Here is a 13,173-nt window from a genome sequence, read left to right on the forward strand (position 1 = left end):
CGCATGGCCGTCAACGGCACTGGCGCGAACGGCGTTGGCGGCCCCGCCACCAACGGCCACGCCTATCCCATCGAAGATCACACCTATGACGTCGTTGTCGTTGGCGCCGGCGGCGCCGGCCTGCGCGCGACCGTCGGCTGCGGCGAAGCTGGCCTGCGCACCGCCTGCATCACCAAGGTGTTTCCGACCCGCTCGCACACGGTTGCGGCGCAGGGCGGCATCTCCGCCTCGCTCGGCAACATGCACGAGGATAACTGGCGCTGGCACATGTACGACACCGTGAAGGGGTCGGACTGGCTCGGCGATCAGGACTCCATCGAATATATGGTGCGCAACGCGCCCGATGCCGTTTACGAGCTCGAACATTGGGGCGTGCCGTTCTCGCGCACCGAAGACGGCAAGATCTATCAGCGCCCATTCGGCGGCATGACCATGGATTACGGCAAGGGCCAGGCCCAGCGCACCTGCGCGGCCGCCGACCGTACCGGTCACGCCATGCTGCACACGATGTACGGCCAGGCCCTGCGTCACTCGGCCGAGTTCTTCATCGAATACTTCGCCATCGATCTGATCATGGACGATCAGAATGTCTGCCGCGGCGTCATTGCGCTCAAGCTCGACGACGGCACGCTGCATCGCTTCAAGGCGCAGACCGTCATTCTCGCCACCGGCGGCTACGGCCGCGCTTACGCCTCCTGCACTTCGGCGCATACCTGCACCGGTGACGGCGGCGGTATGGCGCTGCGGGCTGGTTTGCCGCTGCAGGACATGGAATTCGTTCAGTTCCATCCGACCGGCATTTACGGTTCGGGCTGTCTCGTTACCGAAGGCGCGCGCGGCGAAGGCGGTTATCTCGTCAATGCCGAAGGCGAGCGCTTCATGGAGCGTTACGCACCGTCGGCCAAGGATCTCGCTTCGCGCGACGTCGTTTCGCGCGCCATGACCATCGAAATCCGCGAAGGCCGCGGCGTCGGCAAGAAGAAGGATCACATCTTCCTTCATCTCGACCATCTCGATCCGAAGGTGCTGGCCGAACGTCTGCCGGGCATCTCCGACTCGGCGCGCATTTTCGCCGGTGTCGATGTCACCAAGGAGCCGATTCCGATCGTTCCGACGGTGCACTACAACATGGGCGGCATCCCGACCAACTATCACGGCGAAGTCGTCACCAAGAAGGACGGCGACGACAATGCGGTGGTGCAGGGTTTGATGGCTGTGGGCGAAGCCGCCTGCGTGTCGGTGCACGGCGCCAACCGTCTCGGCTCCAACTCGCTGATCGATCTCGTGGTGTTCGGCCGTGCGGCCGCGCTGCGCTGCGCTGAGAAGCTGACGCCGAATGCCAAGCAGCCCGACCTGCCGAAGGACTCGGCCGACCGCGCGCTTGGTCGTCTCGATCACTACCGCTATGCGAAGGGTGGCACTTCGACCGCGAAGATCCGCGAGAACATGCAGCATGTGATGCAGACCAACTGCGCCGTGTTCCGCACCGGCGAAGTGCTGAACGAAGGCAAGGAGTTGATCCACAAGGTGTATGGCGGTATCGGCGATATCGCCGTGTCTGACCGGTCGCTGGTGTGGAATTCGGATCTCATCGAGACCCTCGAATTCGACAACCTGATCACTCAGGCCATCGTCACCATGGACTCGGCTGCGAACCGCACCGAGAGCCGCGGCGCGCATGCGCGCGAGGACTTCTCGGATCGCGACGACAAGAACTGGATGAAGCACACGCTGGCGTGGATCGATGGGGGCGGCAAGACCACCATCGATTATCGCCCGGTGCACGACTACACGATGACCAACGACGTTCAGTACATCGTGCCCAAAGCGCGCGTGTACTAATGATGACAGCGAAGGCTTGAGAGAATGGCTGAGTTCGCACTTCCGAAGAATTCCAAGATCACCGGCGGCAAGGAATGGCCGAAGCCGGCCGGCGCCACGCAGACGCGCGAATTCCGCGTCTACCGCTGGAATCCGGATGACGGCAAGAACCCGTCGGTCGACACCTATCATATCGACACCAACGACTGCGGTCCGATGGTTCTCGATGGTCTGATCTGGATCAAGAACAACATCGATCCGACGCTGACCTTCCGGCGCTCTTGCCGCGAAGGCGTCTGCGGCTCCTGCGCCATGAACATCGATGGCCAGAACACGCTGGCCTGCACCCGCGCGATGGACGAAGTCGACGATGGCGCCATCAAGGTCAATCCGCTGCCGCATCAGCCCGTCGTGAAGGATCTGGTGCCGGATCTCACCAACTTCTACGCCCAGTATGCGTCGATCGAGCCGTGGCTGAAGACCACCACGCCGACCCCGCAGAAGGAATGGAAGCAGAGCCATTCGGACCGCGAGAAGCTCGACGGCCTCTACGAATGCATCCTGTGCGCCTGCTGCTCAACCTCGTGCCCGAGCTATTGGTGGAACAGCGACCGCTTCCTCGGTCCGGCTGCCCTCCTTCAGGCTACCCGCTGGGTCAAGGATTCGCGCGACGAAGCCACCGGCGAACGTCTCGACAATCTCGAGGATCCGTTCCGGCTCTATCGCTGCCACACCATCATGAACTGCGCCAAGGCGTGCCCGAAGGGCCTCAACCCCTCTGAAGCTATCGCCGAGCTGAAGATGAAGATGGTCGAGCGTCAGGTCTGACGTTTTAAGGATCCGGGTTTGCCGATTGTCTTTGGACAATAAAGTTCTTACTAAACAATAGAGTCCTTACGGCGCCATGACGAAAGTCGCGGCGCCGTAGCTCGTTCAGGGATAGAGCCAATTGTCGGCGCACAAATAGTCGTTTCTGCTCTTCGTCAGCCGCCCATCAAGGGCCGGTATTACGAACCGTAAGGGCCGCCTGCGGGTCGGGTAGCTTTTCCGAAACCGTATAAAATTGTTTGACCTTCTCATGATCCGTCAGGTTTGACGGCCGGTACCCGGCTCGTTGGCACGCACTGCGGCGGCTTGGACCGCTAAGGCGTGTTCGAATGCGTCGGTGTTACCCGGCGCGATGGTGAGTTCGACCCTGATCCCAATCATCGTATCGCCTCGCATCTACGGCCGACGGAAACCCGGCCCTATAACCGGGCCGGGTCCAGCGGCGGATTATGCCTTAGCCACGAACTCCTGCGTGGTGACGGCGTTGGCGTAAAATGGGGCGATCTCGGCGACGAAGTCGTCCTGCTGTTTGCGAGTATAGCCGGCTGACGCGTCGTAGATGACGTTGGTGTGGTAGCCGAGGTCGTGCGCGTTGCGCATCGAAGACTCGACGCACTGTCGCAGCGAGAAGCCGGCGAGGTAGATGTCGAAGATGCGGTTGTTGCGCAGGTAGCCGTCGAGCGTGGTTCCAACAAAAACGCTGCTGCCGCCGGCGCGCTCGCGAACGACATGCTCGCCCGCCGCCGGCTCGAAGCCGGGGAAGAAATCGGCCTGCTCGCCCAGGAACGCGCCATGGTCGCGCGTGATCTTGCGCAGGCCGTACTTGGCCTCGCCCAGCACCTTGAAGGTCGGCTCGAACTTCAGCGCTGCGTGGATCACGTGCAGGCCGCGACGGCGGGCCTCTTCGAGGATGATCTTCGAATTGGCGATAGCGGTGTCGACCTGCTCCCGGTCCTGAAACACCGGATAAATGCCGCCGGTCGGGGAGAGCCAGTCGTTGACATATTCGACCAGGATCAGCGCGCTCTTGGATGGGTCGGTCATGATATCACTCCTTGGAATTCTGGTTGTTAAGCCGCGATCATCGCGCCCTGCTGGCGCAGGTGATCGCGAAACAGGTCGGGATAGGTGTCGATCACGGCGTTCTGGACGCTGGATCGCTCGGCAAGTGCCGCGCGCCACGCCGTCACACGTGGCAGGCCAGCAAAGATCAGGTCCGCTACTTCCGGATCGGTGATCCCGAAATAGCCAAACAGCGGTGCGTAGACCGCATCGACCAGACCAAAGTCCGCCCCGGCGAAATAGGGGCCGTCGCCCAGTTCCGCCTCGATCTTGCTCAGCCGATCACGGAAGGCGGCCCGCTTCGCGTCGGCGGTCGCAATGTCCTTGGCGTGGAGGAACTGCCAGCCCTCCGTAAAGGTCTGGGTGGCGAATTCGATCCAGGCGCGATGCCGCGCACGCAGCAATGCATCGTCGGGGTACATCGCCGCGCCACCCTGCGTCTCGTTCAGATATTCGCAGATAACCACGCTTTCGAAGAGGATCGCATCCTCACCGTTCGGCTGGTGCACCTTCAGCACCGGCACCTTGCCGGTCGGCGACAGGGCCAGGAACCAGTCGGGCTTGGCTGATAGATCGACGTTGACCCGGTCGAACGCCACCCCCTTTTCGAGCAGGACGATCGCGGCACGCTGGACGAACGGGCACAGTGGGTGGCTGATGAGAGTAAGATCGGTGTCGGTCATGATGGTTTCTCCGATGGAGCCGGATGCAGCATCAGAGCGACTGACCACCCGAGACATCGAAGGTAGTGCCGTTGGCCCAGCCCATGTCATCGGACAGGATCGCTGCGACTGCGCCACCGATATCATCGGGTTGACCGGCGCGGCCGAGCGCGATCTTGCTCGCGACGAAGGCATTGGCCTGTTCGTCGTCGCGGACCCGGCCACCGCCGAAATCGGTGGCGATGGCGCCGGGCGCGATGGCGTTGACGCGGATCTGCCGCGCGCCGAGCTCGAGCGCCATGAACCGGGTCAGCGTCTGGAGCCCAGCTTTGGCCGCCGCATAAAGGCCGAAGCTGGCCATCGACGTGCGCGTGAAGCCCGTCGAGACGTTGAGGATGCGTCCGCCATCGGCGATGATCGGTAGCAATGCCTGCGTCAGGAACACCGGTCCGCGCAGGTGCATGTCGATCATCATATCGAACTGTTCCTCGCTTGCGTCAGCGACCTGCACGTGGACGACCGCACCGGCGTTGTTGACCAGATAGTCGAACCGGTCGCTGCCGAAGCGGCTCCGGAGCGTCTCGGCGAAGGATGCGGCGAAGGCCGGGAAGCTTGCTACCTTGGTGACGTCGAGCGCGAGCATCGCCGCTGTGCCGCCCAGCGCCTCGATCTCGCTTACCAGCGTCTGGGCTTCCGCGGCGCCCTGGCGATAGGTGCCGACGATGCCGACGCCGCGACGGGCGAGGTGCAGCGCCATGCTGCGACCGAGGCCGCGGCTGGCGCCGGTAATGAGTGCGATCTTCTGAGACATGGCTACATTCCTTGTGATTTGGATTTTCCGGACGGCGCGCCGCTTAGGCGTCACGTTCGCTGCCAGCCAGATAGGCGCTTGCTGTGTCCAAAGCCCCGCCTGATGCTCTCAATTACTTGCCTGATTGTCTCAGGCTCTTTGCGGACGTGAGGATTGATGTCATACTCCTTGGCATGACCGACAGCCTGAAGCCCCTTTGCGATCTCGCGCTCCGCCACGGGCGGACCGGAATGACCCTCACGCCCATCCCGCGCCTGGAAATCGGCGTCGGACAGGCGACCTCGGGCACGTCGCCATGTCTCTACCGTTCGATGATCTGCTTCATCCTGCAGGGATCGAAAGAGGTGGCCATCCACGACGAGTTGCTGCGCTATGACGCGTCTCAATATCTGGTCAGCGCACTCGATCTTCCCTTGAGCGGACAGATCCATGACGCTGACGACGGCAGTCCTTTTGTGGCGGTTTCGCTGGTCCTTGATCCGGCACTTCTCGCCGAGGTCGCATCGACGATGCCGGCGGTGCGCGACGCGGAATCGCCAGGCAGCGGCATCGCGATCAATCCGATGACGCCCCAGCTACGTGATACGCTGCTACGACTGCTGGCGTTGCTCGACACGCCGGCGGACATCCCGGCGCTCGCGCCGATGGCGGAGCGCGAATTGCTCTATCGTCTCCTGCAAGGCCCGCAGGGGCGACTGTTGCGCCACATCGCCCGCCCGGAAGGCGCGATCGGCGGCATCCGCCGCGCGGTTGAATGGATTCGCGACCGCGGCAACACGCGGCTGCGGATCGAGGCGCTATGCGAAGCCGCCGGCATGAGCCGCGCCAGCCTGCATCGCCACTTCGTCGCGCTGACTGGATTGAGCCCGATCCAGTATCAGAAGCAGATACGCCTTCAGGAAGCACGCCAGTTGCTGCTCGCCGGCGACCATAGTGCCTCCGACGTCGCCTATGCGGTCGGCTATGAAAGCGCCTCTCAGTTCAGCCGCGAGTATCTTCGGCAGTTCGGGGCTCCGCCCGTCCGCGACGTGCGCAAGCTCAGGCAGTCAATCGACAATCAAATGATCAATTAGACGGCTGTCAACTTCGATGCTGTTGACGCCAGGCTGTTCAAGGGATCCGGGGGGCATCGCCCAATGCGAGCCGTCGCGCTGGACTTCCCAAGTCACCATCCTCTCCGGAAAGCGTGAGGCGCAACGTCATGCCGATGGCACAGGACCCAATGATCGGGACGGACGAAGACGGCCGCCTACTAGGGCGTGTACTCATAAATCGAGGATCGTGAGCAAGCTCAACACATTTCGCTATCCGGCGGATTGCAGACTCAAACCTGACATCGCCTCAGGTCCCTTTGGTGCCAATAAGAGACATGCTCCCTTGGAGTTTCCGCGCAATTCGGTGTCTACTTGCAGGACATTTGGAGGACTGCATGTCGGCGCAGCAATATTCTCGTCGTAGGGCCGTTTCATCCCTGGTTGCTACACTCGCCTGTGCGATGGGCGGCCCCATCTTCGCAACCGCAGAACCAACATTCCCCGACGCGTCGCAAGACTGCACTGGTCCGATTTTCTCCACAACAGGTCCAAACGCCGAGCTTTACGGCGCAAAAGATGGCTATCCCCTTCCCGACATTGGGGAAGCGCGGAGGCAAGGCGGCCCTTGGGAGCCAAGACACCGTGTCGGTGCATTTACCCACATCGACCGAATCTATCCTACACGGCTCATCAAGCGATCTATGATGCCTTGGAAGTTCAAGTGCTCAAAGGCGGAAGTTTACTACAATTTTCAGGGAAGCAAGTTTTCTCCCCTCGACTACATGTCGCGCAATCCGGTTACTGGGCTGCTGATCGCCAAGGACGATCAGATTATCTTCGAGCGCTATCAGTACGCGCGAACTGATCAAGATCGGTTCGTGTCCCAGTCGATGGTCAAGTCAATAACCGGACTGTTGATCGGCATCGCTATCTCAGAGGGTGCGATTAAGTCGGTCGATGATACCCCTGAAATCTATGTGCCGGGCTTTGTAGGTACCGAGTACGGCAGGACACCAATCCGCGATCTGTTGCACATGTCTTCCGGCGTCGATTTCGGTGAAACGAGAGATGGAGGACGCGACCTTAATCGCCTGTGGAACGGCATGGGGATCGCGTTCCCGGAATGGAAGTTGGGCACTGTTAAGAGCATCGTGCAATTCAATCATCGTATCGCCCCATCGGGAACGAGATTTTACTACGCCAGCATCGAAGCCGACGTGCTCGGCATGGTGCTTCAAGGTGCTGTCAACAAGTCAGCCTCCGATTATCTGCGCGAGAAAGTGTGGGAGCCTATCGGCGCGGAAGCCGATGCTAATTGGTTGATAGACGCAGAAGGATTTGAACTAGGGCACTTTGGCTTCAATGCCGTTCTGCGCGATTACGCCCGGCTTGGGCGCTTGCTGGCGCATGGGATGGCAAGCAAATCGCTCCGGCGCAATGGATGATTGATGCAACAACAGTCCGAGCCTCGGATCGCTATTTGCTGCCGGGCGCGGCGACGAAAGGATTTGGCTACGGTTATCTCTTGTGGCTGTTTCCCGGCGAGAGGCGACAGTTCGCGTTGTTAGGATACAAGGGCCAGTATATTTGCGTTGATCCGCCCTCTAAGATTGTCATGGTGCACACTGCAATTGAGGACCCGGTACATCGAGCCGAGCCATGGGCCCTATGGTCGGCACTGGTCGATCAGCTAGGCTGACAATAGCTCGCGGCAGACCCGGCATCGACCGCTGTTGGTTATTCGCGTCGCTTTTGACATGTCTGCGGAATGTCCGCTATCCGACTCATTTCGGACCTTCAAGTCGGCGTTGCAAATACTAAGATAGGCATGATTCAAGCTCCCGAACCGGGGCCTCGAATCATGAGATATGAACTCACGGACTTTGAGTGGGCTGTCCTCAGACACCGATCAGGACACCGGTCTGCGCAAGCAGGCCGGTGTTCTTTTTTGCTCACGATTTAAGCATATTGCCTCCTCGAACCCGATCCCTCGGAGCCGCGGCGCTATTTCTCGTTGAAAAGGGGACTCGCCAAGGTTGGCACGGGCTGTGCTAGCCTGTGCCTGATAATTGATCAGGGGGAGTTTTTCATGTTTCGTCAGCTGGGTTTGAGCGTCATGGCGGGTGCAGCGCTGCTGGCGTCTGCGCTATCTGCGAGCGCCGACACCGATGTCAAATTCGCGCTCGACTGGAAATTCGAAGGTCCGTCCGCGCCGTATTTCGTTGCGCTCGACAAGGGCTACTACAAGGCCGAAGGCCTCAACGTGACCATCGACTCCGGTCCAGGCTCGGTCGCCGGCATCGCGCGGGTCGCGGCGGGCACCTATCCGATCGGCTTCTTCGACATCAATTCGCTGGCGCGCTTCCGCGACCAGAATCCGGACAAGGACGTCAAGGGCGTCCTCATGGTTTATGACAAGCCGCCCTTCTCGATTGTCAGCATCGCGAAGTCCGGCATCAATGGGCCGAAGGACCTCGAAGGCAAGATCCTCGGCGCACCGGCGCCGGACGGCGCCTTCGCGCAGTGGAAGGCCTTCGTCAAAGAAAACAAGATCGACGACAGCAAGGTGAAGATCGAGAATGTCGGCTTCCCGGTACGCGAGCCGATGCTCGCCGACGGCAAAGTCGATGCGATCACCGGCTTCTCGTTCTCGTCCTACTTCAACCTGATGTCCAAGGGCATCGCCGAGAAGGACATCAAGGTGATGCTGATGTCGGACTACGGCATCGTGCTTTATGGCAACGCCATCATGGTGAACCCCGAATTCGCAAAGGCCAATCCGAAACTCGTCGCTGGCTTCGTGCGCGCAACTGTCAAAGGCATCATCGACACCATCAAGGACCCCGACACGGCCATCAAGTCGGTGATGAAGCGTAACGAGACCGCCGACGAGAAGATCGAGCTCGCTCGCCTCAAGATGTCGTTGAAGGATAACTTCGTGACACCGTGGGTGAAGGCCAATGGCGTCGGCGGCATCGACGAGAAGCGCATGACGGACGCTATCGATCAGATCGCCGTGACCTACGAGTTCAAGAATCCGAAGCCGAAGGCGGGGGATCTGTTCACGTCGGAATATCTGCCCCCGGCCGACGCACGCAAGTTCTAAGCGTCACGACAGAAGGCCAGGTCGTCGCGCATGGAAGCGTTCGTAGATATCGACGGCGTCACGCTGAAATACCGTGGCGCCTCGGGTGACATTGTCGCGCTTCAGGATGCGACGCTCAAAGTCCAGCGCGGCGAATTCGCCGCGGTGGTCGGCCCCTCCGGCTGCGGCAAGTCCACCTTGATGCGGCTCGTCACGGGCCTGCACAAGCCAACGGCCGGCACTATCGCCGTCGACGGCAAACAGGTGACGGGACCGGTCAAGATGGCCGGCATGGCGTTTCAAAACGCCAATATGCTGCCGTGGCGCAAGGTGATCGACAATGTCCTGCTGCCGCTCGAAATCGTTGAGCCGCATCGCTCGCAGTTTCGTTCCAAGAAAGTGGAGTTCCGCGCCAAGGCCGAGCAGCTTCTGGCTACCGTCGGTCTCGCCGGCTTCGGCGACCGCTATCCCTGGGAATTGTCCGGCGGCATGCAGCAGCGCGTGTCGCTGTGCCGCTCGCTGATCCACGAGCCGGCGCTGCTGATGCTCGACGAGCCCTTCGCCGCCCTCGATGCGTTCACGCGTGAGGAACTGTGGTGCGTGCTGCGCGATCTCTGGCAACGGCTGGGCTTCACGGTGATTCTGGTGACGCACGACCTGCGCGAAGCGGCGTTCCTCGCCGATAATATCTACGTCATGAGTGCGCGCCCCGGTCACATCGTCCAGATCAAGCCGGTCCCGTTCGCCCGTCCGCGCGATCTGCAGGTCACGTATGAGAAGGAGTTCGGCGATATTGTGATGGAGCTGCGCATGAAGATCGCACAGGTGCGCCAGTCATGAACCCGCGGACTCTCGAAAAGCTTTCGCCCTGGCTCTTCACCATTGCCATCTTCCTGGTCTGGGAGCTGGCCTGCATCGTCTTCAAGGTCAACACGTCGGTGCTGCAGCCGCCATCGGCCGCCTTTGCGGCGATGTTCAAACTTTGGCGTGTGTTTCTCTATCATTCCTGGGTCACGCTCTGGGTGACCATGGTCGGATTTGCTCTGGCCGTCGGCTTCGGCATCATTCTCGGGCTCGTTGTCGGCTGGTCGCGGGCGATCTATCGCGGGCTCTATCCGGTGATGATCGGCTTCAATACGATCCCGAAGGTCGCCATCGTCCCGCTGTTGATCCTGTGGTTCGGCATCGGCGAAGTGCCGGCAATCGTCACCGCCTTCCTGATCTCGTTCTTCCCTATCGTGGTCAATATCGCCACGGGTCTGGCGACAACCGAGCCGGAACTCGAGGACGTGTTGCGGGCCCTCGGCGCTGGCAAGCTCGACATTATGCTCAAGGTCGGCATTCCGCGTGCGCTGCCATATTTCTTTGGCTCGCTGAAGATTGCTATCACCCTGGCATTCGTCGGCACTGTTGTGTCGGAGACGCTCGGCGCCAATGCCGGGCTCGGCTACCTGATCGCGCTGGAGGGCGCCAGCTTCCGTATGGCGAATGTCTACGCCGCCTTGCTGCTGCTCGCTTTTGAAGGCGTGCTCATGTACGCGGTCTTCGCGGGGATCGAGCAACATTTCACCAAATGGGCCTTCCGGTCGCAAATGAGCGCGGCCGGCTAACGCCACAGGACCTCCTCCGCCCACGGCGGGTTCCCGCCCGCGGAGCGGTTGGTGAGACACCGCCCTTGCGCTAGACTGCAGGGAGTCGGGCAGGTGCTGTGAAGACCGAACACCAAAATTCGTTGAGAACGCTGCAATGGATGATGGCTGCATCGCTGGCCCTTCCGCTTGCACTGTTTCTGTTCGCGGCGGCGACGTCGTGGGTGTCGACCCGCGAGATCGCCGACCGCGAGATCGAGCGCGCGCTCGATGTGGCGCACGAACACGCTTTAAAGGTGTTTGAGACGATCGACCGCAGCCTGTCCGAAATGAACGAGATCTTACGCGGTAAATCCGACGACGAGCTGCGTGCGCAATCGGACCGGATGGCGGGCCGGCTAAAGCAACTCACCGATGCGCTGCCGCAGTTGAAGTCGGTCTGGGTGTTCGACAATAAAGGCCGCGCGCTGGTCAACAGTCTGGATCTGACGCTGCCGGATCTCGATTTCTCTGATCGCGATTATTACAGGGTCCATATCGCAGGTGATGCCGGCACGTTCATCGGTCAATCATTGTTGCCGCGGCCGCCCTATCAGGGGGCGCCGTTCTTTGGTGTGAGCCGCAGGCGGGTCTCGGCCGATGGCAGCTTCACCGGCGTGGTGCAGGCCTCTGTCTTTCCGGAATATTTCGATCGTTTCTATGCGCGCATCGGCCACGATGCCGGGAGCTTCTTTGCGCTTGGTCTCACCGATGGTTCGATACTGGCACGTTATCCGCAGCTCGATCGTGAGGTGCGTCTCGATCCCAAGGGGCCCGTGGGCCGCACCCTGTCGGCCCATCCTGCTGGAGGACTGGTCACGCTTGTCTCGCCCGGCGACAATGTCGAGCGCCGTATCGGCTATCAGCAGCTCGCCGGCTATCCGGTCTATGTCGCGGCAGGTCTTGAGACGTCAGCGATCCGTGCGCGCTGGCTGCGCACCATCAGCTATCATCTGATCTTCGGCGTTCCTGCGACGGCATTGCTGTTCCTGTTGCTGGCATTCGCGATCCGTCGCACCCGCCGGCTCAATTTCGAAGCGATGAAACGGCGTGAGGCCGAAGAAGCGCTGAAACATGGCCAGCGACTCGAAGCACTCGGCCAGTTGACTGGCGGCGTCGCCCATGACTTCAACAATTTGCTGACCGTGATCCGCTCGTCAGTCGACTTGCTGCAACGGCCCGATCTCTCGCCGGATCGTCGTGCCCGCTACATTGCAGCGATCTCCGAAACAGTGAATCGCGCCGCCAAGCTGACAGCGCAATTGCTGGCCTTTGCGCGGCGCCAGACGCTGAAGCCTGAAGTATTCGACGTCGGCCAATGCGTGCGTTCGGTGAGCGAGATTATCGGCACGCTGACGGGGGCGCCCATCGAAATTATGACCCATGTGCCCGATGAGGCGTTGTTTGTGGATGCCGATATCGGCCAGTTCGAAACCGCGTTGATCAACATTGCGGTTAACGCGCGCGATGCCATGGCGGGCGAGGGGCGGCTGACGATCGCCGTCAGCGCGGCAGAGCAAGTCCCCGTTGCGCTTGCCCTGAGGTCTGACGGCTATGTGGCGATCTCAGTATCCGACACCGGCAGCGGTATTCCTGCCGATCAGTTCGAGCACATCTTCGAGCCATTCTATACGACCAAGGAAGTCGGGCAGGGCACAGGCCTCGGACTTTCGCAGGTGTTCGGCTTTGCCAAACAATCCGGCGGTGAGGTCGTGGTCGCCAGCGAAGTCGGCAAGGGCAGCACTTTCACGCTTTATCTGCCGCGCGTCTCCGGCGACAGCATCGCGCCGGCGCTGTCGGCGAGCGAAGCGCCCGTCGTCGATGGCCATGGCATGTCGGTGCTGGTGGTGGAAGACAATCGCGACGTCGGGACTTTTGCGACCGATGCGCTGAGCGAGCTTGGCTACACCACGGTGTTGCGGCCGAACGCTCAGGAAGCGCTCGTCGAACTCGCCCGTCATGCCACGCACTATGACGTCGTGTTCTCCGATGTCGTGATGCCTGGAATGACCGGCATCGAACTGGCGCAGGAGATTCGAAAACTCTATCCGGATCTGCCGGTGGTGCTGACCTCCGGCTACAGTCATGTGCTGGCGCAGAACGGTACCTTCGGGTTCGAGCTGCTGCATAAGCCCTATTCGATCGAGCAATTGTCGCGGGTGCTCACCAAGGCCGGCACTTGGCGCAAGGCTCAGCGCGAGACTGTCTGAGCCGCTGGGAACTCCAAGGAACCTTTTGATTT

At 61.0% G+C, this 13,173-nt stretch carries 11 protein-coding genes; 8 read left to right on the forward strand and 3 right to left on the reverse strand.

What is annotated here, in order from left to right:
- Positions 1 to 3 precede the first annotated feature (3 nt).
- The gene (gene sdhA, locus AB8B02_RS25800) at positions 4 to 1,842 is read left to right on the forward strand and encodes a succinate dehydrogenase flavoprotein subunit (RefSeq protein ID WP_089266499.1); all 1,839 of its coding nucleotides are present in this window, start codon (positions 4 to 6) and stop codon (positions 1,840 to 1,842) included.
- A gap of 24 nt (positions 1,843 to 1,866) precedes the next feature.
- Positions 1,867 to 2,649, forward strand: coding sequence for a succinate dehydrogenase iron-sulfur subunit (locus tag AB8B02_RS25805; protein WP_068737894.1), 783 nt, complete (start codon positions 1,867 to 1,869; stop codon positions 2,647 to 2,649).
- Between the two features lie 447 nt (positions 2,650 to 3,096).
- On the opposite strand, the gene AB8B02_RS25810 is transcribed toward AB8B02_RS25805, so the two are convergent.
- From AB8B02_RS25810 to AB8B02_RS25820, 3 genes are read right to left on the reverse strand one after another with little or no spacing between them, the layout of a single operon-like run.
- Positions 3,097 to 3,693: an isochorismatase family cysteine hydrolase gene (locus tag AB8B02_RS25810; RefSeq protein ID WP_439060335.1), complete on the reverse strand. Its 597-nt coding sequence runs from the start codon at positions 3,691 to 3,693 to the stop codon at positions 3,097 to 3,099.
- Positions 3,694 to 3,719: 26 nt separating this feature from the next.
- Positions 3,720 to 4,394: a glutathione S-transferase family protein gene (locus AB8B02_RS25815; RefSeq protein ID WP_439065512.1), complete on the reverse strand. Its 675-nt coding sequence runs from the start codon at positions 4,392 to 4,394 to the stop codon at positions 3,720 to 3,722.
- Between the two features lie 31 nt (positions 4,395 to 4,425).
- Positions 4,426 to 5,184 carry an SDR family NAD(P)-dependent oxidoreductase gene (locus AB8B02_RS25820; protein WP_439060337.1) on the reverse strand — a complete coding sequence of 253 codons (759 nt, stop codon included), beginning with the start codon at positions 5,182 to 5,184 and terminating at the stop codon, positions 4,426 to 4,428.
- Positions 5,185 to 5,357: 173 nt separating this feature from the next.
- On the opposite strand from AB8B02_RS25820, the gene AB8B02_RS25825 reads away from it, so the two are divergent.
- The 6 genes from AB8B02_RS25825 (at position 5,358) to AB8B02_RS25850 (ending at position 13,141) form a co-directional block, all read left to right on the forward strand.
- Positions 5,358 to 6,257: an AraC family transcriptional regulator N-terminal domain-containing protein gene (locus tag AB8B02_RS25825; RefSeq protein WP_439065513.1), complete on the forward strand. Its 900-nt coding sequence runs from the start codon at positions 5,358 to 5,360 to the stop codon at positions 6,255 to 6,257.
- A 356-nt stretch (positions 6,258 to 6,613) separates the two neighbouring features.
- The gene (locus tag AB8B02_RS25830; RefSeq protein ID WP_439065514.1) at positions 6,614 to 7,663 is read left to right on the forward strand and encodes a serine hydrolase domain-containing protein; all 1,050 of its coding nucleotides are present in this window, start codon (positions 6,614 to 6,616) and stop codon (positions 7,661 to 7,663) included.
- Positions 7,664 to 8,307: 644 nt separating this feature from the next.
- Positions 8,308 to 9,324 carry an ABC transporter substrate-binding protein gene (locus tag AB8B02_RS25835; protein WP_246297930.1) on the forward strand — a complete coding sequence of 339 codons (1,017 nt, stop codon included), beginning with the start codon at positions 8,308 to 8,310 and terminating at the stop codon, positions 9,322 to 9,324.
- Between the two features lie 30 nt (positions 9,325 to 9,354).
- The gene (locus AB8B02_RS25840; RefSeq protein ID WP_439065515.1) at positions 9,355 to 10,143 is read left to right on the forward strand and encodes an ABC transporter ATP-binding protein; all 789 of its coding nucleotides are present in this window, start codon (positions 9,355 to 9,357) and stop codon (positions 10,141 to 10,143) included.
- A complete protein-coding gene (locus AB8B02_RS25845) occupies positions 10,140 to 10,913 on the forward strand; it encodes an ABC transporter permease (RefSeq protein WP_093757930.1) in 774 nt (257 codons plus the stop codon). The genes AB8B02_RS25840 and AB8B02_RS25845 overlap by 4 nt, the downstream gene beginning before the upstream one ends.
- Positions 10,914 to 11,011: 98 nt before the next feature.
- The gene (locus tag AB8B02_RS25850; RefSeq protein ID WP_439065516.1) at positions 11,012 to 13,141 is read left to right on the forward strand and encodes an ATP-binding protein; all 2,130 of its coding nucleotides are present in this window, start codon (positions 11,012 to 11,014) and stop codon (positions 13,139 to 13,141) included.
- Positions 13,142 to 13,173: the final 32 nt, after the last annotated feature.

The sequence above is a fragment of the Tardiphaga sp. 862_B3_N4_1 genome (assembly GCF_051811085.1).
Lineage (GTDB): Bacteria > Pseudomonadota > Alphaproteobacteria > Rhizobiales > Xanthobacteraceae > Tardiphaga > Tardiphaga robiniae.

Coding starts and splice junctions, on each gene's coding strand:
- AB8B02_RS25805 (WP_068737894.1), top strand. CDS start 1,867: ATGGCTGAGTTCGCACTTCCGAAGAATTCCAAGATCACCGGCGGCAAG.
- AB8B02_RS25830 (WP_439065514.1), top strand. CDS start 6,614: ATGTCGGCGCAGCAATATTCTCGTCGTAGGGCCGTTTCATCCCTGGTT.
- AB8B02_RS25845 (WP_093757930.1), top strand. CDS start 10,140: ATGAACCCGCGGACTCTCGAAAAGCTTTCGCCCTGGCTCTTCACCATT.
- AB8B02_RS25815 (WP_439065512.1), bottom strand. CDS start 4,394: ATGACCGACACCGATCTTACTCTCATCAGCCACCCACTGTGCCCGTTC.
- sdhA (WP_089266499.1), top strand. CDS start 4: ATGGCCGTCAACGGCACTGGCGCGAACGGCGTTGGCGGCCCCGCCACC.
- AB8B02_RS25810 (WP_439060335.1), bottom strand. CDS start 3,693: ATGACCGACCCATCCAAGAGCGCGCTGATCCTGGTCGAATATGTCAAC.
- AB8B02_RS25825 (WP_439065513.1), top strand. CDS start 5,358: ATGACCGACAGCCTGAAGCCCCTTTGCGATCTCGCGCTCCGCCACGGG.
- AB8B02_RS25840 (WP_439065515.1), top strand. CDS start 9,355: ATGGAAGCGTTCGTAGATATCGACGGCGTCACGCTGAAATACCGTGGC.
- AB8B02_RS25835 (WP_246297930.1), top strand. CDS start 8,308: ATGTTTCGTCAGCTGGGTTTGAGCGTCATGGCGGGTGCAGCGCTGCTG.
- AB8B02_RS25820 (WP_439060337.1), bottom strand. CDS start 5,184: ATGTCTCAGAAGATCGCACTCATTACCGGCGCCAGCCGCGGCCTCGGT.